Origin of the sequence: Micromonospora sp. WMMD1076 (assembly GCF_029581475.1) — a bacterium.
Taxonomy (GTDB): domain Bacteria; phylum Actinomycetota; class Actinomycetes; order Mycobacteriales; family Micromonosporaceae; genus Micromonospora; species Micromonospora aurantiaca.
Window position 1 is genome coordinate 1,971,019 of the sequence record NZ_CP120862.1, and the last position, 24,785, is coordinate 1,995,803.

26 protein-coding genes are annotated in these 24,785 nt (G+C 73.2%); 10 read left to right on the forward strand and 16 right to left on the reverse strand.

The window, feature by feature from the left end:
* Positions 1–9: 9 nt before the first annotated feature.
* The 11 genes from O7622_RS09645 to O7622_RS09695 all read right to left on the reverse strand — a co-directional run bounded on the left by O7622_RS09645 (position 10) and on the right by O7622_RS09695 (position 11,753).
* Complete coding sequence (locus tag O7622_RS09645) at positions 10–864, reverse strand: ABC transporter permease (RefSeq protein ID WP_282312988.1); 855 nt, start codon at positions 862–864, stop codon at positions 10–12.
* Entirely contained in the window at positions 861–1,874 is a 1,014-nt protein-coding gene (locus O7622_RS09650; RefSeq protein WP_282312989.1) for an ATP-binding cassette domain-containing protein, read from the reverse strand. Before O7622_RS09650 ends, O7622_RS09645 begins: the two co-directional genes overlap by 4 nt.
* A gap of 685 nt (positions 1,875–2,559) precedes the next feature.
* A complete protein-coding gene (locus O7622_RS09655; RefSeq protein ID WP_282312990.1) occupies positions 2,560–3,543 on the reverse strand; it encodes an aldo/keto reductase in 984 nt (327 codons plus the stop codon).
* Positions 3,544–3,652: 109 nt separating this feature from the next.
* Complete coding sequence (locus O7622_RS09660) at positions 3,653–4,507, reverse strand: aldo/keto reductase (RefSeq protein ID WP_282312994.1); 855 nt, start codon at positions 4,505–4,507, stop codon at positions 3,653–3,655.
* Positions 4,508–4,624: 117 nt separating this feature from the next.
* Complete coding sequence (locus O7622_RS09665) at positions 4,625–5,812, reverse strand: endonuclease (RefSeq protein WP_282312995.1); 1,188 nt, start codon at positions 5,810–5,812, stop codon at positions 4,625–4,627.
* A 57-nt stretch (positions 5,813–5,869) separates the two neighbouring features.
* Entirely contained in the window at positions 5,870–6,625 is a 756-nt protein-coding gene (locus O7622_RS09670; RefSeq protein WP_282314096.1) for an FkbM family methyltransferase, read from the reverse strand.
* A gap of 13 nt (positions 6,626–6,638) precedes the next feature.
* On the reverse strand, positions 6,639–8,450 hold the full coding sequence (locus tag O7622_RS09675; protein ID WP_282312996.1) for a sulfatase: 1,812 nt from the start codon (positions 8,448–8,450) through the stop codon (positions 6,639–6,641).
* The gene (locus tag O7622_RS09680; protein ID WP_282312997.1) at positions 8,447–9,268 is read right to left on the reverse strand and encodes a CDP-alcohol phosphatidyltransferase family protein; all 822 of its coding nucleotides are present in this window, start codon (positions 9,266–9,268) and stop codon (positions 8,447–8,449) included. The genes O7622_RS09675 and O7622_RS09680 overlap by 4 nt, the downstream gene beginning before the upstream one ends.
* Positions 9,269–9,364: 96 nt before the next feature.
* Entirely contained in the window at positions 9,365–10,069 is a 705-nt protein-coding gene (locus O7622_RS09685; protein WP_282312999.1) for a hypothetical protein, read from the reverse strand.
* Between the two features lie 2 nt (positions 10,070–10,071).
* Positions 10,072–10,857 carry an ABC transporter permease gene (locus O7622_RS09690; RefSeq protein ID WP_282313000.1) on the reverse strand — a complete coding sequence of 262 codons (786 nt, stop codon included), beginning with the start codon at positions 10,855–10,857 and terminating at the stop codon, positions 10,072–10,074.
* Positions 10,854–11,753: an ATP-binding cassette domain-containing protein gene (locus tag O7622_RS09695; protein WP_282313002.1), complete on the reverse strand. Its 900-nt coding sequence runs from the start codon at positions 11,751–11,753 to the stop codon at positions 10,854–10,856. The genes O7622_RS09690 and O7622_RS09695 overlap by 4 nt, the downstream gene beginning before the upstream one ends.
* 132 nt (positions 11,754–11,885) lie before the next feature.
* Between O7622_RS09695 and O7622_RS09700 the strand changes: the two genes are divergently transcribed.
* The 3 genes from O7622_RS09700 to O7622_RS09710 all read left to right on the forward strand — a co-directional run bounded on the left by O7622_RS09700 (position 11,886) and on the right by O7622_RS09710 (position 14,491).
* On the forward strand, positions 11,886–13,121 hold the full coding sequence (locus O7622_RS09700; protein WP_282313004.1) for a histidine kinase: 1,236 nt from the start codon (positions 11,886–11,888) through the stop codon (positions 13,119–13,121).
* The gene (locus O7622_RS09705) at positions 13,106–13,789 is read left to right on the forward strand and encodes a response regulator transcription factor (RefSeq protein ID WP_282314097.1); all 684 of its coding nucleotides are present in this window, start codon (positions 13,106–13,108) and stop codon (positions 13,787–13,789) included. Before O7622_RS09700 ends, O7622_RS09705 begins: the two co-directional genes overlap by 16 nt.
* Positions 13,790–13,897: 108 nt before the next feature.
* Positions 13,898–14,491: a hypothetical protein gene (locus O7622_RS09710; RefSeq protein ID WP_282313006.1), complete on the forward strand. Its 594-nt coding sequence runs from the start codon at positions 13,898–13,900 to the stop codon at positions 14,489–14,491.
* A 239-nt stretch (positions 14,492–14,730) separates the two neighbouring features.
* Here O7622_RS09710 and O7622_RS09715 read toward each other — a convergent pair whose 3' ends face one another.
* Positions 14,731–15,510, reverse strand: a complete 780-nt coding sequence (locus O7622_RS09715; RefSeq protein ID WP_282313007.1) for a D-Ala-D-Ala carboxypeptidase family metallohydrolase — start codon at positions 15,508–15,510, stop codon at positions 14,731–14,733.
* Between the two features lie 257 nt (positions 15,511–15,767).
* Here O7622_RS09715 and O7622_RS09720 point away from each other — a divergent pair, with 257 nt between their 5' ends.
* Entirely contained in the window at positions 15,768–16,409 is a 642-nt protein-coding gene (locus O7622_RS09720) for a hypothetical protein (protein WP_030272928.1), read from the forward strand.
* 32 nt (positions 16,410–16,441) lie between these two features.
* The gene (locus O7622_RS09725) at positions 16,442–16,906 is read left to right on the forward strand and encodes a PPOX class F420-dependent oxidoreductase (protein ID WP_282313009.1); all 465 of its coding nucleotides are present in this window, start codon (positions 16,442–16,444) and stop codon (positions 16,904–16,906) included.
* A 16-nt stretch (positions 16,907–16,922) separates the two neighbouring features.
* Here the strand turns inward: O7622_RS09725 and O7622_RS09730 are convergent, their stop codons facing one another.
* On the reverse strand, positions 16,923–17,564 hold the full coding sequence (locus O7622_RS09730; protein WP_282313011.1) for an NAD(P)H-binding protein: 642 nt from the start codon (positions 17,562–17,564) through the stop codon (positions 16,923–16,925).
* 55 nt (positions 17,565–17,619) lie between these two features.
* The gene (locus tag O7622_RS09735; protein WP_282313013.1) at positions 17,620–18,852 is read right to left on the reverse strand and encodes a serine hydrolase domain-containing protein; all 1,233 of its coding nucleotides are present in this window, start codon (positions 18,850–18,852) and stop codon (positions 17,620–17,622) included.
* A 55-nt stretch (positions 18,853–18,907) separates the two neighbouring features.
* Between O7622_RS09735 and O7622_RS09740 the strand changes: the two genes are divergently transcribed.
* The 4 genes from O7622_RS09740 to O7622_RS09755 all read left to right on the forward strand — a co-directional run bounded on the left by O7622_RS09740 (position 18,908) and on the right by O7622_RS09755 (position 21,392).
* Positions 18,908–19,501, forward strand: coding sequence for a pentapeptide repeat-containing protein (locus O7622_RS09740; protein WP_282313014.1), 594 nt, complete (start codon positions 18,908–18,910; stop codon positions 19,499–19,501).
* A 54-nt stretch (positions 19,502–19,555) separates the two neighbouring features.
* On the forward strand, positions 19,556–20,044 hold the full coding sequence (locus O7622_RS09745) for a pyridoxamine 5'-phosphate oxidase family protein (protein WP_282313015.1): 489 nt from the start codon (positions 19,556–19,558) through the stop codon (positions 20,042–20,044).
* 43 nt (positions 20,045–20,087) lie between these two features.
* Positions 20,088–20,993: a hypothetical protein gene (locus tag O7622_RS09750; protein ID WP_282313016.1), complete on the forward strand. Its 906-nt coding sequence runs from the start codon at positions 20,088–20,090 to the stop codon at positions 20,991–20,993.
* An 87-nt stretch (positions 20,994–21,080) separates the two neighbouring features.
* Positions 21,081–21,392, forward strand: a complete 312-nt coding sequence (locus O7622_RS09755) for a hypothetical protein (protein ID WP_282313017.1) — start codon at positions 21,081–21,083, stop codon at positions 21,390–21,392.
* 22 nt (positions 21,393–21,414) lie between these two features.
* Here the strand turns inward: O7622_RS09755 and dacB are convergent, their stop codons facing one another.
* Positions 21,415–22,998: a D-alanyl-D-alanine carboxypeptidase/D-alanyl-D-alanine-endopeptidase gene (gene dacB, locus O7622_RS09760; protein WP_282313018.1), complete on the reverse strand. Its 1,584-nt coding sequence runs from the start codon at positions 22,996–22,998 to the stop codon at positions 21,415–21,417.
* A 316-nt stretch (positions 22,999–23,314) separates the two neighbouring features.
* On the opposite strand from dacB, the gene O7622_RS09765 reads away from it, so the two are divergent.
* Positions 23,315–23,596: an iron-sulfur cluster biosynthesis family protein gene (locus tag O7622_RS09765; protein WP_282313020.1), complete on the forward strand. Its 282-nt coding sequence runs from the start codon at positions 23,315–23,317 to the stop codon at positions 23,594–23,596.
* Positions 23,597–23,598: 2 nt separating this feature from the next.
* Here O7622_RS09765 and O7622_RS09770 read toward each other — a convergent pair whose 3' ends face one another.
* Complete coding sequence (locus tag O7622_RS09770) at positions 23,599–24,615, reverse strand: hypothetical protein (protein ID WP_282313021.1); 1,017 nt, start codon at positions 24,613–24,615, stop codon at positions 23,599–23,601.
* Between the last annotated feature and the right edge of the window lie 170 nt (positions 24,616–24,785).

The window sequence follows — 24,785 nt, forward strand, 5'->3', positions numbered from 1 at the left end:
GGTGTCACGTCAGCGACGGTTGTAGCGGTGCATCGTCAGCGTGCCGAACACGACCACGAAGAGGGCGCTCCAGAGCAGCATCCACATGGTGCTCGGGCCGTCCATCGAGCCGGCCATCGCCGCGCGGACCGAGGTGACGAGCTGGGTGATCGGGTTGACCTTGACGAACGCCTGCAGCCAACCGGGCATGGTGGACGGGTCGACGAACACGTTGCTCAGGAACGTCAGCGGGAACAGCACCATCATGCTGGTCCCCATCACCGACTTCTCGCTGCGCAGCACCAGGCCGAAGAACGTCCACACCCAGGAGAACGCGAACGAGAAGACCACAAGCAGCCCGATTCCGGCCAGCACCCCGAGCAGCCCGCCGTCGGGACGGAAGCCGAGCACCACGCCCACTGTGAGGATGACCACGGCGGCCAGGACGTAGCGCAGCACGTCGCCGAAGATCATCCCGACGAGTGCCGACGGCCGCCAGACCGGCAGCGTACGGATCCGGTCGAAGACGCCCTTCTCGATGTCGCTGTTGAGCCCGACCCCGGTGTACATGGTGATCATCACGACGCTCGTGACCATGATGCCGGGCAGGAAGAACTGGAGGTACGCACGCGGGCTGTCGGCGAGCGCGCCACCGAACAGGTACGTGAACATCAGCACCATGATGATCGGGAACGCGGTCACGTCGAAGAGCTGCTCGGGCACGTGCTTGATCCTCAGCAGCGCGCGCCAGCCGAACGTCAGCGACGCCGACAGCGCGCCGGGCCGGGCCGGCCGCTCGGCCGGCGCGAGCACGGTGGCCAGCGCCTCGGCGGACGGCATGTAGACGGACGGCGCCCGCCCGGTGGTGATCGCGGTGTCGCTCATCGCGCCGCCTCCAGTTCGTCGTCCCGCTCGTCCGCCGGGACGGCCGGGTGGTCGGTCAGGGCCAGGAAGACCTCGTCCAGGCTGGGCTGGCCGAGGGAGAAGTCGTCCACCACGATGCCGGCGGCGGCCAGCTCGCCGAGCGCCCGCGCCGCCTGCGTACCGGCCTCCAGGTCGGTGCCGTGCTCGCCGACGCGGGCGGTCAGCGCCGCCGGGTCCGCGGCGAGTTGCACCGGTACGCCGAGCGACGCCCGTAGCACCTGCTCGGCCTGCGGCCGCTGCTCCGGATCGCGCAGCCGGATGTGGACGCTGCCCGCGCCGATCGACGCCTTCAACTCGCCCGGGGTGCCCTCCGCGATCACCCGGCCGTGGTCGACCACAGCGATCCGGCCGGCGAGCTGGTCCGCCTCGTCCAGGTACTGCGTGGTCAGCAGCACCGTCGTGCCGTACGCCACCACAGCCCGCACGATCGCCCACACCTGGTTGCGGCTGCGCGGGTCCAGGCCGGTGGTCGGCTCGTCGAGGAACAGCAGATCCGGGGTGTTGAGGATGCTCGCGGCGATGTCGATGCGCCGCCGCATCCCGCCGGAGTACTTCTTCACCTGCCGTCCCGCCGCCTCGGTCAGCCCGAACGCGGCGAGCAGCTGCTCGGCCCGGTCCCGGGCGCCCGCCCGGCCCAGCCCGAGCAGCCGGCCCAGCAGGACCAGGTTCTCCGCCCCGGTCAGGTCCTCGTCCAGCGAGGCGTACTGGCCGGTCAGGCTCACCCGGGAGCGCACCGCGTCGGCGTCACGCACCACGTCGTGCCCGAAGACCCGGGCCGTGCCGCCGTCCGGGCGCAACAGCGTCGCCAGCACCCGTACGGCGGTGGTCTTCCCGGCGCCGTTCGGGCCCAGCACCCCGTAGACGGTGCCGGCGGGAACCCGCAGGTCCAGCCCGTCGAGTGCCCGGGTCGAACCGAAGGACCGGACCAGGCCCTCGGCCTCGACGGCCAGGCCGGTGTTCCGGTTGCTCATGAATCGCTACCTCTCCTCGTCGGTGTTCTCGACAGCCGTACGGGCGTGCCGCCCGACTGATCGCTTGTTTCAACGAGGCCGGGAAGCTGTGGTGTTGTGCCGGCCTCACCTCGAAGGCGCCAGACGGCCCGCCAGATCCGATCTGGCGGTGGCGATCCCCGGCCGACGGTGGCCGGTACGGGAGGAAGGCGGGGTTGTGACCGTTCCCGCGGCAGCCCGCGGATGACCGATCGCGGACGGCGCGTGATCGATCACCTGCCGTAGGCTGCGCCGGCATCCGACGCACGGGGCGCGTCCCGGTTGTGGGTACGCGGACGCCTTTCTACGCATTGAAACCGAGCGGGGGCCATCGTGTCCATCGTCCGTAGAGTGCTCGGCGGCAGCGGATCCGGCAGGTGTCCTCCACCTGACCGTGACCCGCCCGGCGGCACCCCGGCCCGGCGGCATCGTCGTCGGCCGTGACGGCGACTGACAGCAGCTACGACAGGAGTCTCCTGTCGTAGGACGAGTCCGGACGGCTCAGCGTGTCCGCGGGGGACACCACGGAGGTCTCCGAACGCCTGCTCGGGCCCAGCTCGTCCACCCTGCGGGTGCGGGACGCGCTCACCGGCGCCGTACGTCAGCTGTGCCGGCTGGTACGACGGCGCGGGCCGGGTGGCGTGTCGGCCACCCGGCCCGGCGCCGGTCAGCGCGCCGAGTCCAGCCTGGTCCGCTGCTCGGTGGTCAGGTCCAGGTCGACGGCGGCCAGGCTCTCCTCCAACTGCACCACCGAGGAGAAGCCGACGAGCGGGATCGACGGGATGTCCCCGCCCATCAGCCAGGCCAGCACCACCTGGTTGACGGTGGCGCCGGTCTCGTCGGCGACCGCTCGCAGCGCCGCCAGCCGGGCCGGAGTGGTGGGCAGCGCGTACTCCTCGCCGAGCCGCTCCGGCCGGACGTACGCGCCCTTCAGCAGCGGCGAGTACGCGACCAGCGTGAGCTGCGGCTCCGTACGCAGATAGCTGAGCAGGTCGGGGCCGACCCAGCCGACGTCGCCGTCCGGGTCCAGCTCGCTCGGCACGTCCGGGCGCCGGGGCAGGTAGCTGCGGTGGTACTGGAGCACCTCGTACCCGGGCAGGCCGGCCGCGGCGGCGAGCGCGCGGGCCCGCTCGACCCGCCAGGCGCGGTGGTTGCTGGCGCCCAGCAGCCCGACGGTGCCCTCGGCGACCAGCTCGGCGAAGCCCTCCACGGTCTCCCGCATCGGGATCGTCCGGTCCTCGATGTGGGCGTAGAGCAGGTCGATCCGTTCGACGCCGAGGCGCTCCCGGCTGCGCTCGGCGGACTCGCGGATCACCTTGGCCGACAGCCCTTCCGGGTTGTCGACATAGCTGGTGCCGGGGGCGAGCGGGCGGGCGCCCAGCTTCGTGGCGATGACCACCTCGCCGCCGATCCCGCGGCTGCGCCGCCAGCGGCCGAGCAGTTCCTCGCTCTCGCCACCCTGGCCCCCGTTGTGCCAGAAGGCGTAGTTGTCCGAGGTGTCGATGAAGGTGCCGCCCGCCTCGACGTACCGGTCGAGGACGGCGAACGAGGTGGCCTCGTCGGTGGCGGTGCCGAACAGCATCGCGCCGAGGCTCAGCGCACTGACCTCGCGACGCGTGGCCGGGTCCGTGCCGATGGTGCGGTAGCGCATGTCTTCCTCCCCGTCGGAGCTTTGCCGGTCACCCTGCCCCTTCGAGTGCGCGCGAAGTCAACAACGGAGGGGCCCGGTCTTCCGGGGCCCCTCCGACGCGCGTGGTGGCTCAGTTCGGGATGTAGTCGAACTCGTCCGGGTTCGGGCCCCTCCGGCCGGCCTCGCCCCGGTCCAGCGAGGTGAGCCGCTCCATCGCGGCGTCGTCGAGCGTGAAGTCGAAGATCGCGACGTTCTCCTCGATCCGCTTCGGCGTGGTCGACTTCGGGAAGACGATGTCGCCGCGCTGCACGTGCCAGCGCAGCACCACCTGGGCCGGGGTGCGTCCGGCCTGCTCGGCCACGTCGACGACTGTCGGGTCGTCGAGCACCTCGCCCTGCGCGATCGGCGACCACGCCTCGGTGAGGATGCCGTGCGCCTTGTCGTACGCCCGCACCTCCTCGTTGCCGAGGTAGGGATGCGCCTCGATCTGGTTGACCGCCGGCACCACGTCCGCCTCGGCGGCCAGCCGTTCCAGGTGCGCGACCTGGAAGTTGGACACGCCGATGGACCGTACGGTGCCTTCGCGCTGCAGGTCCTCCAGCACCTTCCAGCTGGAGACGAAGTCGCCGTCGTAGCGGGTGGGCAGCGGCCAGTGGATCAGGAACAGGTCGAGGTAGTCGAACTTCATCTCCCGCAGCGACTGCTCGAACGCCTTGCGGGCGTCGTCCGGGCGGTGGAAGCCGTTGTTCAGCTTGCTGGTGACGAAGACCTGGCCGCGGTCCAGCCCGGAGGCGCGCAGCGCCTGACCCACCTCGGCCTCGTTGCCGTACATCTGGGCGGTGTCGATGTGCCGGTAGCCGACCTCCAGCGCGGTGCCGACGGCCCGGGCGGTGTCCTTCGGCTCGATCTGGAAGACCCCGAAACCGAGCTGTGGGATGGTGTTGCCGTCGTTGAGTGCGATGTCCGGAACGCTGTTCGGGGCCATGAGAGCCTCATCTCCGATCGTGCGGTTGCCGGGGGCGTATCCGTGCCGATCGCCCCCGGCCGTGTCGACCGGATGTCTCTACCCGCTCGTCACGCTTCCTCACATCGCGGACGAGCGTCATCCCCAGATCGACCGCGCCCACTCGGGGTGGTCGACGAACGGGTTGCGGTTGCCCTGCCAGCGTTCGTAGATCCGCTGGTTGCGGCGCTTCTCGAAGGCGTCCGGCGGATCCTGGTCGTTCCAGGCCAGCAGCTTCGACAGCCGCCCCAGCCGGGGCGCGGAGCCGTTGGAGACCGAGTCGTTCGGTTCCAGGTCCGGCCAGCCGTCGCCGCCCTCGTACCGGACGGCCATGTAGAGGATCATGCGGGCCACGTCGCCCTTCACCGCGTCGCGCGGCTCGAACGAGTCGGCGTCGGTGTAGCAGCCGGGCGCCTCGGCCACCGCGCCGCCGCCCGCGTCGAAGTCCTTGTTGCCGCGCGACGAGTTGACCGACACGTCCTCCGGGCGCAGGTGGTGCACGTCGGTGCCGGGGCCGGTGGCGGTGCCGAAGTCGCCGTGCGACTTGGCCCAGACGTGCTCCCGGTTCCAGTCGTTGACGCCGCCGCCGTTGCTGGTCTTGCTCTGCGACCGTCCGCTGTAGAGCAGGACCACGTTCGCCGGGTTGGCCGGATCCTGGTCGGTGTCCTTGAGCGCGTCCCACACCTGGTCGTAGCTGAGTTTCGTCTGCACCTTGATGATGCCGTGCAGCGCGGTGCGCAGCGCCGGCCCGGTCTTGCCGGCCGCGCTCGCGTAGTACGCGTCCGGCCCGGCGGTGCCGGTCGGGCTCGGGGTCGGCGTGGGACTCGGTGTGGGGCTCGGCGTGGTGCCGCCGCCGAGGCTCATCGCGGTCGGGCTCTTCAGCCCGCCGTGGCTGAAGTACGCGGTGAGCGTGCCGGCCGCTGTCACCTGCCGCCCTCGCAGCGACGGGTTGGTGAGCAGCCCGAAGGTGCTCCGCCAGGCGGCCGTCACCTGCACGTACAGCATCCGGCCGGTGCCGGTCTCGCCGGCCTGGTCGGCGATGGCGATCGCGGTGTCGGCGGTGAAGCCGGACGTGAGCACCGTTGTGGTGGCTGTGGGCTGGCCGATGACGTAGCCGGTGACGGTGGCCGTCCGGCCGTCCTGGGCGGCGAGCGCCTGCGCCACGGTCAGTGTGGTCGCGGCCGACGCGGCGCCGGTCACGCCGAGCGGGAACGCTACCGCGACGGCCAGCACAGCCGCCGCGATCAGCCGCCCGGGTCGCGAGCGGGTGACGCGCTTGGTATTCATGATCAGCGATGTTAGTCGCCATCGGCCGGTTTGAGGAGAGGCACGCGGCCCGCTACGTCACGAGGACGCCAGCCGGGCGTAGACGTCGCCGGAGCGACCGGCCGGACGGTACGTCTCCAGCAGGCGCACCAGCTCGGCCGCGTCCAGCCACCGGTCGCTCGCGAACCGCATGGTCTCCACCGGCGAGTAGTTGTAGCGGTAGCCGCCCGCCGTCGCGCCCAGCCGTTCCACAAGCTCCAACGCGGTCAGCGCGGCGTCGTGCGCGGGCGGCAGGTACTCGAAGGACAGCCCGCGCACCGGACGACTCAGCCCGGCCAGCACGTCGACCTCGAAGCCCTCGACGTCGACCTTGCAGAACGCCGGTACGCCGTGCCGCGCGATCAGGTCGTCGAGCGTCACCACCGGCACCTCGACCGACCGGTCCCAGCGGACCCCGGCGAAGCTCGGATCGGCTGTGACCGACTCGATCCACGACGACGACATGGTGGACACCGTCGGCGTCGCGCTGGACAGCTCCAGCCGCGCGCTCCCGGGCCGCGCACCGACCGCCGTCGGCTCGATCATCACGTCGGCGTCCCGCCCGAAGCCCAGGCGCAGCACCCGCAGGCAGTCCGGCTGCGGCTCCACAGCGACCACCCGCGCGCCCAGCCGCCGCCAGGTACGCACCCGGCCGCCGACGTGAGCGCCGATGTCGAAGCCGAGGTCACCGGGGGAGAGGAACTGCCCGTAGAGCTGCCGGGCACGCCGGTGCTTGGCCGGCTGACCGTGGTAGACGGCCAGGGAACGGGTGATCCCCCAGGCCCGCGCGAGCATCGTCACGACATCCCTAACTGTGAGTGGTGGACTTCGGCCCGAACGCCCGCAGGAACCGGTCACGGAACGACTCCATCGGCCAGACCGGGGCCTGCGGGTCGGGGTTGAGGCCGTCCTGCCAGCCCCACCCGGCGATGCGGTCGAGCACTGCCGGGTCCTTGGCGACGACCGTGATCGGCACGTCCTTACCGGCGCCCTCGCCGGTCACCGCCCGGGCCGGCTGGTGGTCGCCGAGGAACACGAGCACCAGGTTCTCGTCGCCGTACCGCTGCACATAGGAGATCAACGTCCGCAGTGTGTAGACCACCGACTGCCGGTACGCCTCCCGGGTGCCCTCCGCCGAGCGGTCGGCGCGCGCGGTCCCCTTGTACACCGAGCCGTCACCGACGCCGTCCCAGTCGACCAGCGGCGGCACCGGCGTCCACGGGATGTGGCTGGACAGCAACGGGATCTCGGCCATCACCGGTGCGTGCCCGGGTCCGCGCTCGCGGCGCTGGAACGTCGACAGCGTGTACTGGTCCGGCGGTGAGGAGAAGCTGAACAGCGGTCCCCGGTAGCCGAGTTCCTTCGCGCCGTACACCTGGTCGGGGGAGAAGAAGTCGGCCTCCGGCCAGGCCCGGGTGAGCGCCGGCATGACCAGCGTGGTGCGCCAGCCGGCGCGCTTGAACGCGCCGTTGAGGGTCAGGTGGTCGCTGCGCACCAGGTTGGTGTAGCGCAACTGGTTGTCCGCCCGGATGCCGCTCATCAGCGTGGCGTGCGCGAGCCAGCTCCCGCCGCCGGTGGTGGACGAGGTGAGGAACGCGCTGCGGCTGCCGTATCCGGCCGCGCGCAACTGCCGGGTTCCCTCGTCGAGGACGGCGTCCACCTCCGGCGCGAGATCCGGGTCCTCCAGCGCGACCCGGCCGTAGCTCTCCACGAACGTGAACAGCACGTCCTTGCCGCGCAGCGCGGTCAGCAACTCGTCGCCCGGCACGTTCTGGAACGGGTCGCCGGCGAGCTGCGTGTTCAGGGTCTCCTGGTCGTTGAGGCCCGCCCGTACCTGCCGGGCCCGGTCGTAGAGACCGGCCGCGACCGTGTCGGCGGCGACCGGGACGCCCGGCACGATCTGCGCGCCGAGCACGGCGCAGACCATCCAGGCGGCGGCGAGCGCGGTGGTCGCGCGCGCGGAGACCACCCGGTGGTCGGCCACGACCCGGGCCAGCCGCCGCGCCGACAGCGTCACCAGCACCGGTACGGCGAGGACGGCGACCACCGCCAGCGCCACCGCGCCCACCTCGGCGGCCGGGCCGTACGACTCGGACAGGAACTCCGCGCCCGCGCCGAGGAACGTCCAGTCGGCGATCAGGTCGAAGGGGCGGTCCAGGACCAGCGAGAACCCGAGGTCGCCGACCTTGAGGACGAGGACCAGACCGAGCAGCGCGCCGAGGATCGTGGCCACCACCCGGCGCGGACGTGCCGGCAGGACGAGCAGCAGGGCGACGGCGACCAGCCCCTCCACCGGGATGCGCAGGAACGCGCCGGGGCTGAACCCGTTGACGTCGCTCGGCGCGACCAGTGCCACGAGCACGAGCGCGGCGGCCAGCGCGGTGACCGCGGCGGCGAGCAGCCGCCGGGTGCGCCCTCGGCCGGTCGCCGCGATGCCGTCGGCCCCGGCCACTGTGTCGTCGGGCGTGCGGTCAACCGGGCCGCCGACGGACGTGGCACTGTCGCCCGGGTCGCTCGTGGCGCGGTCGCACTCGGCCGTCGTACCGTCGGTCGTGGTGCCGTTGTTCGTGGTGCCGTTCGGGGCGTCGTCGCCGTCCGCCCGGCGGGACAGGTCGGTCACGGGCGTGGCCCGCCGACCTCGATGGGCCGGCGCGCGATCCGCACGCCCGGCGTCCACCCGGTCCGGTGACCGGCGGGCGCGGGGGAGACCGGCGCGGCCGGGAGCGGCACCGGGCGCCGCCGCGACGGTACGCGGTGCCGCCACAGCCAGGCGACGTCACGGCCGAACGACTCGACGAGCATCGCGAGCGCGCCGAGAAGCACCGCGACGGCCGGCAGCCGGGGCAGGACGCCCGCAGCCACCACCGCCAGCGCGATGCCCTGCGTGGCGGCGACCACCTTGCGCCAGTAGCGCGGCGGCAGCGAGCCGCGCATCCACGGCAGCACCCAGCCGGCGGCGACGAAGACGTACCGCATCGCGCCGATCACCAGCACCCAGGCGCCCACCTGATCGGCGACGTACCCGCAGAGGACCAGGACCAGGAAGGAGTCGACCTCCATGTCGAACCGGGCCCCCAGCGCGCTCACCGTGCCGGTACGCCGGGCCACCTGCCCGTCGACCCAGTCCAGGGAGAGTGCCACCGCGCTGAGCACGACCAGCACCGGCACCACGATCGGCTCGCGGAACGAGTCGACGGTCAACGCGGCCACCCCGCCGGCGAGCGTCGCCCGGGTGAGCGTCACCCAGTCGGCCGGGCCGAGCCGGTCCGCGCCCGAGCGGCACAGCCCGTATCCGAGCGCCGTGACCGTCACCACCCCGAAGAGCAGACCGGCAAGCCAGCCGTACGCGCTCAGGCCGACCGTGCCGTCCAGGGCCGCCAGTACGCCGACCTGGAGAATCGCCCCCGCGAATGGATCAGTTCGAAGTGCGGACACCATGCCTCCGAGGTAGACGTCACGAACCACACGTGTGTACGGAGAACATGCCCGAACAGTTCGTTCTGGTACCGGAAACGCGCCAGCGGATGTGGCATGTCACGCCGGCGGCGGGCCGGCCACCAGCCGCCAGTACTGCCGTCTGCCCTCGTCGCGGACCACGACGCCGAGCCGGGCCAGCTCCCCGTGCAGCTCCCGGGTCTCGGCGTCGTGGCTGCCGTCGAGCGCCCGCTGCCGGGCCCGCAGCAGGGCGTCCGCGCCGGGCGGCAGGCCGGGCAGCCCCTCCACCCACCGCCGGTACGCGTCCCGGTGCGGGTCCTGACCGGTCCACGGCCAGCCCTGCCGGGTGAACGCCTCCTGCAGCCGCCCGGCGTCCAGGTCGGACTTCTCCCGGGCCAGCTCGCCACCGGCGGTGTCCAGCAGCACCAGCGCCTTGCCGTCGACGAACACCCCCGCCACGTCGGCGCGGGCCAGGTCCCGGCCGTGCCCGTCGCGGTGCAGCCGCACCGTCCGGTGCCCGACCGTGACGGTCAGCCGCTCGCGGACCGCCACGACCGCCAGGAACAGGCCGCCGAGCAGGCCCACCCCGGCCCCGATCGGGTACGCCCGATCGTCCGGCCACCGGTCGAGCAGCTCGAACAGGCCCTGGAACGGGAACCAGGCCAGCCCGGCGATCCAGCCGGACACCGCGGCCAGCCCGCCGCCCAGCCCCGCGCCGAGCAGCGGGAACCCCGCCCACATCAGCACCAACTCGCCGCGTCCGCCGTCGACCACGACGTCCTCGCCGGGTTGCCAGTCGGCCACTGTCAGGACACCTCCCGGCGCATGGTGCGGACCAGGCCGGCGACCAGCGGCAGGAGCACCCAGACGGCGAGCGAGACGCCGAGCCGGCCCCACTGCCCGCCGGTCATCTCGGCACCGAGCAGCGGTTCCATCGTGTACGAGGTGTCCAGCCAGCGGGCCGGCTCACGCAGCGCCGAGATCATCGCGGCGAGCAAGCTCCACACCGTGGGCAGCAGCAGGTAGGCGACGATCGCCAGCGGCGTGTTCAGCAGCAGCAGGCCGAAGGCGGCGCCCATCAGCACGCTCGCCACCTGGAACACGGCCGCGTGCGGCAGCAGTTGCCAGTCGAACGTCCAGGCGCCCGCCCCGCCGGTGGCGCGGGCGGCGAGCGTGCCGACGGCGGCGACGGCCAGGCTGACCAGCACCGAGGCGAGCGCGGCGAGCACCACCGCTGCCAGTTTGGCGACGATCACCCGCTCGCGACGGGGCACCAGCGCGAACGTGGTGAGCGCGCTGCGCTGCGACCACTCGCCGGTGATGGAGAGGATGCCGAGCACCGGCAGCAGCAGCCCGACCGGCAGCAGCGACGGGGTGAAGAACGCGGTGAACGTCTGGTCCGGCGCGTCGACGACGAACAGTTGCACCACCACGATCGCGGCCGCGATCAGCCCGATCGTGATCAGCAGCCAGCGTCCGGCCCGGGTGTCGGCGAGCTTGCGCAGCTCCACGGCGGTCAGCCGGGCCAGCGAGGGACCGGCGGCGGCCGGCGCGTGCCGCGGCGGTGCGGTCGGAACGGCAGTGGTGGTCATCGGACGGCCTCCTTGGTCGACGCGCCGGCGGTGAGGGTGAGGAAGAGCTGTTCCAGGCCGCCGCTGCCGGCCGGGCGCAGCTCGGTGAGGACCAGCCCGGCGTCCGCCGCGGCCTGGCCGACCTGGCCCGGCTCGGCCCGGACGACGAAGCCGCCGTCGGTGCCGTCGGTGGCGGGCAGCGCGGCCCGGTCCAGCGTCAGGCGCAGGGCGTGCGCGTCGCGGGCGCGCACGAGCGTGCCGGCACCGGCGAGCAGCTCGTCCTTGCCGCCCTGGGCGACCACCCGGCCGCCGCCGATCACCACCAGCCGGTCGGCCACCGCCTCCACCTCGCGCAGCAGGTGCGAGGAGAGCAGCACGGTGCCGCCCCGGTCGGCGAAGTCGCGCAGCAGGCCGCGCATCCAGAAGATCCCCTCCGGGTCGAGGCCGTTGGCCGGCTCGTCCAGGATCAGGACCCGGGGGTCGCCCAGCAGCGCCAGCGCCAGGCCGAGCCGCTGCCGCATGCCCAGGGAGTACGCGCCGACGCGGCGCCGGGCCGCGGTGTCGTTCAGGCCGACCTGGTCGAGTACCGCCGCCACCCGCCCCCGGTCGACGCCCATGGTCCGGGCGGCGAGCGTGAGCGTCTCCCGCCCGGTGCGCCCGGCGTGCTGCGCCGAGGCGTCGAGCAGCACGCCGATCTCCCGCCCCGGGTTGGGCAGGTGCCGGTAGGGGCGTCCGCCGACCGTGGCACCGCCCGAGGTGGGTGGCGTCATCCCGCAGATCATCCGCATCGTGGTGGACTTCCCGGCGCCGTTCGGCCCGAGGAAACCGGTCACCGACCCCGGTTCGCACCGGAACGTGACGTCCTCGACGGCGGTGTGCGGGCCGTACCGCTTGGTGAGCTGGTCGACTTCGATCATGCCGTCGAGCCTGCCGGGGCCACCCGGTCACGCGCTGCGGCCGGCGGTCTGCGCCGCCGTCGACCTCGGTTCACCGCAGGCGTCGACTTTGGTAGCTGGTAGCCGGTCCGGAGGGCTTCCTAGCATGGACGGGTGACCAGCGCCGCCGTACCCGATTATCCCTGGCTCCTGCCGGGTTCCCTGGTGCCCGCCCGAGCCGCCCGGCGGACGCCGCGGGACTGGTTCGTGGACGGCGTGCTGTTCGTGGCCTCGCTGCTCTGGGTGCTGATCGCGCACGGCGACGTCACCAGCGCCACCCCGGAGTTCGGCCTCAACGCCGGCCCGGCCTGGCTGGAGGAGGTCGACCTGCTCATCGGCCTGCTCGTCAGCGGCGCGCTCTGGCTGCGCCGCCGCTGGCCGGTCGGGCTGGCGCTGGCCACCGCGCCGCTGGTGTTCTTCTCGGTCACCTCCGGCCTCGCGTTGCTCGTCATCACGTTCACCGTGCTCGTGCACCGGCCGCTGCCGGTGGGCCTGGCACTGGCGGTCTGGAACGTGCTGAGCCTGCCGGTCTACCTCGCCGTGCGGCCCGACCCGACGATGCCGTTCTGGGGTTCCGTGATCTGGACCGCGCTGTTCATCGGCGTGGTGGTGGCGTGGGCGCTGTTCGTCAGGGCCCGCCGCCAGCTGGTGCTGTCCCTGCGGGACCGGGCCGAGCGGGCCGAGGCCGAGCAGCAGCTCCGGCTCGACCAGGCCCGGCAGCTCGAACGCGGCCGGATCGCCCGGGAGATGCACGACGTGCTCGCCCACCGGATCTCCCTGCTCAGCCTGCACGCGGGCGCGCTGGAGTTCCGGCCGGACGCGCCGCCGGAGGAGGTGGCGCGGGCGGCCGGGGTGATCCGGGCGAGCGCGCACGCCGCGCTCCAGGACCTGCGCGAGGTGATCGGCGTGCTACGGGCCGAGGTCGGCTCCGAGGCCACGCCGGAACGGCCGCAGCCCACACTGGCCGACGTGCCCGCGCTGGTCGCGGAGAGCCGCGACGCCGGGGTACGGGTCACCGTCGTCGACGAGGTGACCGAGCCGGAGGTGGTGCCCGCGGCGATCGGGCGCAGCGCGTACCGGATCGTGCAGGAGGGGCTGACCAATGCCCGCAAGCACGCGCCCGGTGCGGTGGTGACGGTCCGGCTGGCGGGCGGCGCGGGAGACGGGCTGGCGGTGGACATCCACAACCCGTGGCCGGTCGGCGCCTCGCCCACCGCCATTCCCGGCGCCGGCACCGGGCTGGTCGGGATCGCGGAGCGGGTCACGCTCGCCGGTGGCCGCCTCGAACACGGGCGGGACGCCGACGGCGGTTTCCGGCTGACCGCCCGGCTGCCCTGGGCGGCCCGGTGAGCGCGCCGGTGCGGGTGCTGATCGTCGACGACGACCCGCTGGTCCGCGGCGCGCTGTCGATGATCCTCGGCGGCGTACCCGACCTGGCGGTGGTCGGCGAGGCCACCGACGGCGCCGAGGTGCCGGCGGCGGTCGCCGCGTACGCCCCGGACGTGGTGCTGATGGACATCCGCATGCCCCGGGTCGACGGGCTGGCCGCCACCGAGGCGCTGCGTGCCACCGCGGAACCGCCCGAGGTGCTGGTGCTCACCACGTTCGACGCCGACGAGCAGGTGCTGCGGGCGCTGCGCGCCGGGGCGAGCGGCTTCCTGCTCAAGGACACCCGGCCGGCCGAGATCGTGGCGGCGGTACGCCGGGTCGCGGCGGGGGAGGCGACGCTGTCCCCGGCGGTGACCCGCAAGCTCATCGCGCACGTCACAGGCACCGCGCCGGTGGCGGGCCCGGACCCGAAACGGGAGCGGGCGGTACGGCTGCTCGACGGCCTCTCCGAGCGGGAGCGGGAGGTCGCGGTGCTGCTCGGCCGGGGCCGCACCAACGCGGAGATCTCCACCGAGTTGTTCATGAGCGTGGCGACCGTGAAGGCGTACGTGTCGCGCCTGCTGACAAAGCTCGACCTGAACAACCGCGTGCAGGTGGCCCTGCTGGTCCAGGACGCCGGCCTGGTCTGAGTCGCCGGGTGGCGGGATTGAACTGCTGCCGTTTCCGGGCCGTACCAGTGGTCGAGGATGTGGTGCGGCCGTTCCGCCGCACCGCTGCCGAACTGCGGGAGGCCTGCCGTGCGAGTTGGTGAGCAGTCGACGGATCCCATCGACCAGATCCTGGGCGAGGTGCCGGTACCGGCGCCGTTGACCCCCGAGGACGTCCGCCTCGCGGTCCGGGCGGTGGTGGTGCACGCCGCCGAGGAGTGGCCCGCGGGGCCGAAGTGCCGCAACGACGGCTCGTCGTTCCCCTGCCGGTTGCATCGCTGGGGCCGGCGTGTGCTGGAGACACACGGTCTCAACGACCGCCAGATCGACGCGCTGATCCGGCACGGCAACCCGTTCGTGCACGTGCCCTTCCCGTTCGTGCTGACCGGTCCGTCCGGCGCCCGTCCGGCCCCGGGGCAGGTCGCCCGTCCGGCCGGACAGGTGACGCGGCCGGGCGTACCCGGTCAGGTGGCCCGGCCCGGCGTACCCGGACAGGTGGGGCGTCCCGTGCCGGGACAGCCGGCCCGGGCGGTGCCGGGTCAGGCCGGACGCCCTGCCGCCGCGGCCCCGGCGGCGCGCGGTCCGGTCCCGCGGATCGCCGCTCCGCCGGTGCGGCCCGGCCTGCGGCCCGTCGCCGGGCGGTCGGCTCCCGCCGCCCGGCCCCGCTGGCCCCGGGCGAGCTGATCCCCGTCGCCGGACCCCGGGCGATCCGACCCGTCGCCCGGTCCGGGCGAGGTGGGGCCGCGCCTCGCCCGGACCCCGGGCGGGCTGCCCGGACCCTCCGGCCCGGGTGAGCTGACGCCCGGCGCCCGGTTCCGGTCGCATCGACGCCCCGTCGCGGAGCGGCGTCGGTCGTGCCGGAGCATGCCGACGGCGGCCCGGCCGGGGAGCCCCCACCCCCGTGCCGGGCCGCCGTCACCGCACTACTCGACCCCGCAGTCCGGGGCGGACCAGTCCCTGGTGTTCGGCACCTTGTCCCGGTTGTTCTCCCGCCGCGAGTCCACGTGCGTGTGGTCGTCGTGGTCCGGGTAGCCGGGGCCGTAGATGCCGCTGAAGCCCTGGTCGCGGGCGGATCGGGCGATGTCGCAGAGGCTGCGGTGCTTGGCGATTAGGTCGGCCGCGTTGCCGTAGAGGTGCTGGCTGTCCGCGGCGCCGCCGACCTGCCGGTTGCAGGCGATGCTGCGGAATCCGCTGGTCACGTAGAGCGGCTTGTCGCCGAGGCTGCGCCGCAGCGCCTCCAGCTTCCACATGGTGCGCAGCGCGTTCTCCCGGGTGGCCGACGACGAGAGCGGACCCCCGGCCCACCCGCCCTTGCCGCAGCCGTTGTCCAGCTCGGCGTAGCTGAAGTGCTTCGGCGTGCAGTCGCTGTCCTTCTGCAGGTCGTAGATCTTGGCGAACGTCTGCGGTCCGGCCACGCCGTCGGCCCGCAGCCCGTACGCGGCCTGGAAGCGCTTGACAGCGGCGGCCGTCTCCGGGCCGTACACGCCGTCGATCCGGACGATGCCGCCGTATCCGGCCCAGCCGGCCACCCGGATCTGGAGCTGCCGTACGTCGGAGCCGGAACGTCCCTGGGCCAGCGTCCGGTTCCAGGTGTAGCAGCCGTCGGCGTGCGCCGGTGGCGCGGCCACGACGGTCGCCACGGCGGCCCCGGGCAGGGCCAGCGCGAACGCGACCGCCGCCCGCTTCAGGGTGTTGACGCGCACAGAGTCCTCCCGATGTCAGAGCGGAACTGGGGTTGGACGGGCACATCGACCGGTACGTCCCGTCTCTCTCACCGTGACAGGTGAGAGGATTCTTCGTGGTGATTAGCCGAAATTGTTCTCACATCGGGCGGTTGCGCGATATCGGCTGTGAATAGTGCCTGTTTGCGAACGCGCCGCCGGGTGTCGCCCGTCGGGGGTGAGCGGTAACGTCTGCTCCCGGACCCGGGCGGCGACCTCGACGGGCGGGGAGGTGGGCGTTGGCGCGTGGCGGCGTGTTCTGCGTCGAGGGGCAGTGGCACCGCGACCTCAACGAACGAGGATCCGTCCTGCCCACGCTCGACCTGCTCGAACGGCTCGGCCGCATCCGCTACATCCACAAGGACGCGGCCACCCGCGACGAGCTGTTCTACTTCGTCGACAGGTGGCTGCTCAAGCAGTACGCGGATCACCGGGTGGGCTTCTTCGCCATGCACGGCGAGCCGAGCCGGCTCTGCCTCACCGACTGGGACTCGGTCGAGCTGTCGGACGTGGCCGAGCGGATGGCCGGCCGCTGCGAGGGCCGCCGCCTCTACTTCGGCAGCTGCTCGGTGCTCCGCGCCTCCGACGCCACGCTGCGCGAGTTCCTCGACGTCACCGGCGCGGCGCTGATCTGCGGCTTCACCCGCGAGGTCGACTGGGTCGAGTCGGCCGCCTTCGAGACCGTGCTGCTCGACGTGCTCGCCAACGGGCAGCGGCACAACGCCGCCGAGGTGCGGATGCGCTCGGCGCACTGGGCCCCGCTCGCCGCGTACCTCGGTTTCCGGGTGATCTACGCCAACGGCCGTGCCTGGCGGCCCTCGGCCCGCCCGCGCGTGCCGGAGCAGGTCCCGGCGCAGCGGGCCGCCGGGCGTCCGCGCTGAGATCGACCGGGCGGCCTGGTAGAACCGAGGGCATGGCACGCAGCATCGCGAAGAACACCCGGGTCGACCGGGACGCCCTGATCGAGTTCCTCCGCCCCCGCCACCACGTCGTGCTGATGACCACCCGCTCCGACGGGCGCCCGCAGTCCTCCCCGGTGGCCTGCGGCGTGGACGCCGAGGGCCGCCTGGTGATCTCCACCTACCCCGAACGCGCCAAGGTCGCCAACATCCGCCGCGACCCGCGCGTCTCCGCGTGCGTGCTCTCCGACGACTGGAACGGCCCGTGGGTGCAGGTCGACGGCGTGGCCGAGGTGCTCGACCTGCCCGAGGCGCTGGAGCCGCTCGTCGGCTACTTCCGCAGCATCTCCGGCGAGCACCCGGACTGGGACGAGTACCGGTCGGCGATGATCGCGCAGGGCAAGTCGCTGATCCGCGTCACGATCGAGTCCTGGGGACCGATCGCCACCGGCGGCTTCCCGGCCCGGCTGGCCGGCTGAATCAGTACGCGCCGGATCAGTACGCGACGGTGAAGCGGGCGTTGCCGAACCGGGGATCCTCGATCTCGTCGACGATCGCCACCGCCAGGTCCTCGTAGGTGAGCACCGAACGGCCCTGCGCGTCGGTCACCGGCTGGTCGGTGCCGGTGCGGTAGTGCCCGGTCCGCTCACCCGGGTGGAACTCCAGCGGCGGCGGGGAGACGTACGTCCAGGTCACCCCGTCCGCGCTGGTGCGGTAGAACTCCAGGGCGTCGGCCTGGCCGTGCGCCGAGTCCCGGTACTCCTCCGGGAAGTCCGGCTCGTCCAGGTAGCGGGTGCCCTTCGGCGTGAGCAGCGTCGAGCCGCCGCCGACGTGGATCACCCGAGGCGGGTCCGGCAACTCTCGCAGCGTGTCGACCAGCGTCCGCGCGGCGTCGCGCCACAACTCGCGCTCGCCGCCGCCGATGGCCACCACCAGCACGTCCGCATCCTCGGCAAGTTCGCGTACGCTCCGCGCCGAGGTGGCGTCGCCGGTCACCGTGCGTACGCCGGGTGGCAGGTAGCCGACCGCCTCCGGACGCCGCACCGCCGCTGTCACCCGGTGCCCCCGCTCGACCGCCTCGGCGGCGATCCGCGAACCCGCCGTCCCGCCGGCGCCGAACACGACGATGTCGCTCATGCCTCACAGGCTAGGCAGCCCACCGGCGGGCGGCGGGGAGTTCCGCCGAACCGGCTCAGTCGACGATCGCCGAGTAGACGAGCTGGCGCAACTGGCTGCGCAGCGGGTACGTGCTCGACGGCATCAGCTGGGTGAACAGCAGCGCGGTGACCTCCTCCACCGGGTCCACCCAGAACGCGGTGCTGGCCAGGCCGCCCCAGTAGAACTCGCCGACGCTGCTGGGCACCCGCGACGGCACCGGGTCCAGCACCACCGCGAAGCCCAGCCCGAAGCCGATCCCGTCGAGGACCGTCTCGGCGAAGCCCTCCGGCGAGAACGAGGCCAGGTCCCGGTTGCCCGGCAGATGGTTGCGGGCCATGAAGCGCACCGTGCGGGGGCCGAGCAGGCGGACCCCGTCCAGCTCGCCGCCGCGCAGCAGGAACTGGGTGAACCGGTGGTAGTCGGCCGCCGTGGAGACCAGCCCGCCGCCGCCGGAGTGCCAGGTCGGCTCCGCCAGCGCGGCCCGGCCCACCCCGTCGGCGCGTACCGCCTGGCCGGTCGCCGGGTGCGCGGCGTAGAGGGCGGCCAGGCGCTTGGAGTCCGCCGCGTCCACCCACCAGCGGGTGTCCGTCATGCCCAGCGGGCCCAGGATGCGCTCGGCGAAGAACGCGTCGAGCGACTGCCCGGAGACCACCTCGACCAGGCGGCCCAGCACGTCGGTGGAGACGCCGTAGTTCCAGCTCGTGCCCGGCTGGAACAGCAGCGGCAGCCGGGCCAGCCCGGCCGAGGCCGCGGCCAGGTCCGCGCCCGGTGGCACGCCCAGGTCGAAGCCGGCCGCCCGGTACAGGCCGTCGACCACCGAGACCTGGGCGAAGCCGTACGTCAGGCCGGCGGTGTGGGTGAGCAGGTGCCAGATCCGGATCGGCTCGACCGCCGGCACGGTGTACGGCTTGAGCACCGAACCCCGGTCGTAGACGCGTACGTCGGCGAACTCCGGCAGCCAGCGGCTGACCGGGTCGTTCAGCTCGAACCGGCCCTCCTCCCAGAGCATCATCGCCGCGACCGAGGTGATCGGCTTGGTCATCGAGTAGATGCGCCACAGCGTGTCCGGCTCGACCGGCGTACCGGCCTCCCGGTCCCGCAGCCCGTACGTCGAGGAGTGGGCGACCTCGCCCCGGCGGCTGACGACGATCTGCCAGCCGGCGAGCCGGCCGTCGTCGACGTACCGGGCGAAGTGATCGTCGATCCGCGCCAGCCGGGCGGGATCGAAACCGACGTGGCCGGGGTCCGTGCTCACTGCGACACTCACGACGCGAACCTACCTGCCGGTACCGCGACCGGGAAGTGTCACTAGGGTCGGTGGCATGCCCGAGCCGGTCGAGGACGTCACCTACCGCCAGCAGGACTGGTACGCCGAGGAGCTGGCCGACCGGCACTTCGTGCGATGCGAGTTCTTCCACGTCGACCTGACCGAGGCGGTCAGCCGGGGAGCGGTCTTCACCGACTGCGTGTTCGGCAACGTGGCGTTCAACGCCTCCCGGCACACCGACTCGGCGTTCACCAGTTGCTCGTTCAGCAAGTGCAACCTCTTCGAGGCCGAGTTCACCGGCTGCAAGCTGGTCGGCAGCACGTTCGACCGCTGCGACCTGCGCCCGCTGCGGGTCGACCGGGGCGACTGGTCCTTCGTCACCCTCGCCGGCGCCGACCTGCGCGGGGCGCGGATCACCGACGTACGGATGCGGGAGGTCGACCTGACCGGCGCCGACCTGACCGGCGCGACGCTGACCGGCGTGGACCTCTCCGGCGCCCAGTTGCACGCCGCCAAGCTGATCCGGTCCGACCTGCGCGGCAGTGACCTGTCCGCGCTCGACCCGACGGCGGTGCAGCGTTCCGGCGCGCGGATCGACGCCGAGCAGGCGGTGATGCTGGCCCAGGCGCTCGGTTTCCAGGTCGGCTGAGTCCGCTGGGAAACGTGCCGCGGGCTGTCAGGTTTTCCGGACACACTCGGGCGCATGACATGGTGGTCCGACCTGGTGGCGGCCGAACCCGAGTTCGCGGCGCGGGTGCGCGCCCGCTTCGCGGTCCGCAAGCACGGCACGATGGCGACACTGCGGCGGGACGGCTCGCCGCGGATCAGCGGCACCGAGTTCGACTTCGGCGACGACGGGCACCTGCGGCTGGGCAGCATGGCCGGCGCGGTCAAGGCACTCGACCTGCGCCGCGATCCCCGGGTGGCGCTGCACAGCCCGACCGAGGACGCCCCGCCGGACGACCGAGGTCTCCACCGCCGAACCCCGCACTCCGTTCTCCGTGGACGGGTGGCTGGCAGGGGAGCGGCCGCTGATCAGGCGGCACGCCCTGACCGTGACCGGCGGGCAGAACGACGGGGTGGCACCGCAGGCGAGCACGGTAAGCTCAGCGGCCGGTCCGGCGAGCGGTCGTCAGGTAACGAACTGGAAACGCCCGTCACTCGACATATGGCGCAAAGAGCGGTCCAGTGACACCGTGAAGCCCGTCGCACACCGGCCGTTTCCGGCTGAGGTCGTGACCGAAGTGGAGGGTGTGGTGGGCCAGGAGGACCGTCCGCGTACCGGCCCCGGCTCGCACCGGCACGGCCTTCCGCGTACCCGGTCCGCGCTGCGCCGGCTGCGCCGCCGGCGACGGTTGATGCTGGAGGGGCTGGCCGCGTTCCTCTGCCTGGCGGCGCTGGCTGTCTACCTCGGCGTCGAGCGGCACGACACGCCACGCGAGGAGCACGCCGGAGTGCCGGTGGCGCCGCCCGGCCGGGTCGGGCTGCCGAACGAGGCCGACGACTCGGTGGTCAACCCGGGGCTGCGCCCCCGGCAGCGGCCGCCGTCGCCGAGCCCGTCGCCGTCCACGCCGTCGCCGTCACCGACGCCCGCGCCGCCGCCGACCGTCACAGTCACCCGCGCCGACGTGCCCGCCACCGTCGACCTCACCGCCGCCGGCCCCACCGACTGGGTCCACTGGGGGCTCACCGGCGCCGACCGGACGGTCCGCAAGCGCGGTGGCTCCGGCGAGATCCGCGACGAGGGCGGCCGGGGGCGGCGGGAGAGCTTCAGCAACAACCCCGAGGCGTACGCCTGGCGTGACGGCAACCCGGTCGCGTCGGCGCGCGGCACCATGTCCGGCGTCTACACCTGCCACCGGGGCAGCGGGTTCAACCTGTCGGTGGCCGCCGACGGGCAGCAGCGCACGGTGCGTCTGTACGCCGGGCTCTGGATGGCCCGGGGCCGCCTCGACGTGCACGTCTCCAGCGGCGGCCCGGTCACCACGCTGCGGATGGAGGATCCGCACACCGCGCTCACCGCCGAGTTCACGATCAGGTTCCGCGCCCCGCGCGGCGCGAAGCTGCTGTTGAACTGGACGGTGGAGGAGTCACTCGGCGGCTGCGGCAACGTCAGTCTCCAGGCGGTGGCGCTGCGCTGAGCGGGGACAGTTTGTCCGTCGCGTGCCGGGCCGGGCGCCGTACGTTTCGGTTGTCCCGTCCGACCATCCTCTGTGGAGGCCCGACCGATGACCGGCCCTGCCCCCGTCGCCCCCGCCCGCCCGCGCACCGACTGTGACATGCTGCGCGAGATCCCGATGCCGCCGTACGTGACGGTCGAGGACGTCCAGTTCGCGGTGCGGGCGGTGGTGGTGCACGCGCCGCGGGCCTGGTCGGGCGGAACCGTCTGCCGCAACGACGCCAGCCCGCACCCGTGCCGCCTGCACGTGTGGGGTCGCCGGGTGCTCACGCTGCGCGGGCTGCCGTCGGCCGAGATCGACGCGCTGGTCGAGCGCGGTGATCCCGCGGCCGACCCGCGTCCGTACCGCCCCGGCGCCTGAGCACCGGGGCGGTGCGGGCCGGTCAGCAGAGCGCGGGCTTCACCCAGGAGCACTCCCGGCCCTCCGGCACGCGCGGCGACTCGGGCGCGGCCGGCACTGTGCGCCGGGCGGTCGCCGTCCCCTTCTCGGTGTACGAGGCCAGCGCGATCGCGATCTGGTCCTCCAGCCCCTTCACCGACGAGGTGAGGTAGTTGTTCAGCACGATCGAGAAGGCGAGCAGCCGCCCGTCGGCGTCGGTGACGTAGCCGGAGAGCGCTGACGCGCCGGTCAGGCTGCCGGTCTTGGCGTGCACGTTGTTCGCTGCTGCCGTCCCGCCCATCCGGCTGCGCAGCGTCCCGCCCACGAACCGGTCCGGGTTGCCGGCCACCGGCAGCGCGGAATACCAGGTGTCGAACCACGGTTCGGCGCGGACCGCCGAGAGCAGCGTGACGAACTGGGCCGGCGGAACGAGATTGCGCCGGGACAGCCCGGAACCGTCGCGCTGGCGCAGCGTGCCGGTGTCCACTCCGGCGTCGCCCACGTACCCGCTGATCGCCGACAGCCCGGCGGCCCAGGTGCCGGATCCGGAGAGCTGCCGGCCCAGTTCCTTGGTCAGCACCTCGGCGTGACCGTTGTTGGAGAGCTTGAGGAACGGCACCATCAGGTCGGCCAGCGGCATCGAGTCGTGCCGGGCGAGCGGCTCGGCGGTATCAGGGGTGGCGGTGCCGAGCACGGTCCGGCCGAGCACCCGTACGCCGTGCCGCCGCAGCGCGGAGCGGAACACGTCGGCGGCGTACCCGGTCGGCTCCCAGACTGTCACCCAGTCGCTCTCGGGAGCCTGGCCGAGCGCGATCTGGCCGGTCACCACCACCGTGTTGCCGCCGTGCTCGCGCTCGAACGAGATGCTCGTCTCGCCGTCGGCGACCGTCTCGGCCCGGTTGTCGATCCGCAACCAGCCGTTGTCAGGGGTCATGGTGATCTTCGGCCGGGCGCCGGCCCGGGTGCCCGGCGCGGCGTGGACGATCACGGTGCCGGCGTCGTAGTCGGTGTCCGGGGCGACTGTCAGCGCCGACACCTGGGCGGCGTAGTAGTAGGGCTCGTCGTCCCAGGTCCAGTCCGGACCGAGCCGGCCGCTGTCGTACCGGGTGTCGTCGGCGACCAGGTCGCCGGCCACCACGCGTACGCCAGCCGCGGCGACCTGCTCGGCGAGCCGGTCGTAGTCGGCGGCGAGGACGGTGGGGTCGCCGCCGCCGCGCAGGTAGAGGTCACCGGAGAGAATCCCGGCGCGACGCGGCCCGTCGGCGCTCACCTCGGTGGTGAAGCGGTGGCCCGGACCGAGGAGTTCCATCGCCGCCGCCGAGGTGAGCAGCTTGGTGTTGGAGGCCGGGATGAGCCGCCGGGTGCCGTTGCGGTCGTAGAGCGTGCGGCCGGTGGCGGTGTCGACGACGACCACGCCTGCCTGCGCCCCGTCGAGCCGGCTGTCGGCAAGGACGGCGTCGATGGTGGCGTTCAGCCGGGTCTGCGCGGGGGTGGGCGCGTCGGCGGTGGCGGTGGTGGTGCCGGCGGCAGCCGCGGTGGCGACCAGCGCCAGCACCGCGAGCGCCCGGGGAAATAGGCGACGATGCATGGGAAGATGCTGCCACGGAGATTTCCTGCGGAGAAGACTCAGGCGCGAAAGGTTATTTGCGATCCCCGGCGCGGGTGCGGCAACCCTCCGGTGTTCCCGGTCCGGATCGGGGAAAACACCTGTTCACCGGGGAGCGGCCGATCATCGGGTTCCGTTTGACGGATGACCGGGCAGCGGGCACGGTGGGGGTGAGGGCGGTGGAACCGCTCTGCTTCCAGCGCGGCGAGATCGTGTCTCGCCCGCTTCCGGGTCGCGAGCCGACCGCGTGGGCCGTGTCGCCCGCGAAACCCGCCATCCAGCCATGAGGAGTTCAGCCATGCTGACCATGACCGACAACGCCGTCCTGGTAATCCGTGACCTCGCCGCCCAGCAGGACGTCGCCGATGCCGGCGGGCTGCGCATCGCCGCCGACCCCGACGCCGGTTCGCTCTCGATCGAGCTGGTGCCGCAGCCGGTGCAGGGCGACCAGGTGGTGGACACCGAGGGCGCGCGCATCTTCCTCGACTCGGACGCGGCCGAGCTGCTCAACGACACGTCGGTGGACGCGATGGTCGACGAGGAGGGCGTGGTCCAGTTCGGGTTCACCGAGAAGGAGTGAGCTCAGCCGGCGCGCTGGTCCGGTTCCGGCCGGACCAGCGCGGCCAGCACGTGCGCCAGGTGGTGCGAGGTGCTCCACGCGATCCAGTTGGCGGGTGAGCCCGCGCCGGCGCCCCGCCGGGCCCGCCGGACGATCTCGTGGTCGCCCCACGAGAAGCCGGCCCCGGCCGGAGACCAGTGCGGCGCGGCGGTGAGCGTGCGGCACAGGTCGGCGAAGCGCTCGTCGGCCCGTCCACCCCGCCGCGACCAGCGGTAGACCCACCACGCGTCGTCGGCCGCCCAGCGCAGCGTCGGTGTCCGGTCGCCCGGCTCGTCCGCGTCGCGTACCGCGCAGCCGACGCCGTAGTCGCCGTACCCGAGGCGCAGATCGGCCAGACGCCGCCAGAGCGACCAGTCGTACCGTTCCAGCCGGACCGGTTCGTCCACCGGCAGCCGGGACAGGGCCGGCGGCATCCCGCCGGCCGCCACCGTCACCGAGCGCCAGGCGTGCCGCCGGGCCCACTGCGCCGCCCGCCGGACCCTCGGCTCGGCCAGCCGGACGTCGGCCTGGCAGCACACGTCCCCGGCGTCGAGCAGCAGGTCGCACTGCTCGGGCAGCAGGCCCGTCACCCGCCACACCCGTTCCGCAGCCGCGGTTGCGGCGTCCGGCCCGCCCCGGTCCGGACCGACGCGCATCCGGACGACCGCGTGGTGTGCCCAGGCCCGGGCCGCCGCACCGTGCGCGGCCAACCGCCGGTCACTGTCCGCGAGACCGACCACCGGCACCAGCGGTACGCCCCAGCGGACCGGATCGTGTGCCGTGGCGTCCGGCAGCGCCGACACGTCGACGGCGGGCAGCAGCCCGGCGGGCAGCCGGGTCAGGGAGTCCACGATGGACGTCGCGGCCGCCGGGACGTCGAGGATCGGTGCGAGCAGCGCGGCGGAGGCGTCGTCGAGCCGGGTCAGCGCCTCCAGTTCCCCGCGCCGTGCGGCCAGCACCGGGCGGTAGACCGTCGGTCGACCTCGGAGCGGCTGCACCATACTTCAATGTAGCCAGATGATCGCGCTGCGTCATGGCTTCCGCTCGGCCCCGGTGTGACGAGCGGGGCGGTGAGGGTCGGCGGAGCGGACGGCGAATCGACGAACGGGTTGACGTTTCCGCAGCTCAGGGCCGTCCACTGTCAGTGATCGGACAGTTCGTCGGCTGGTTG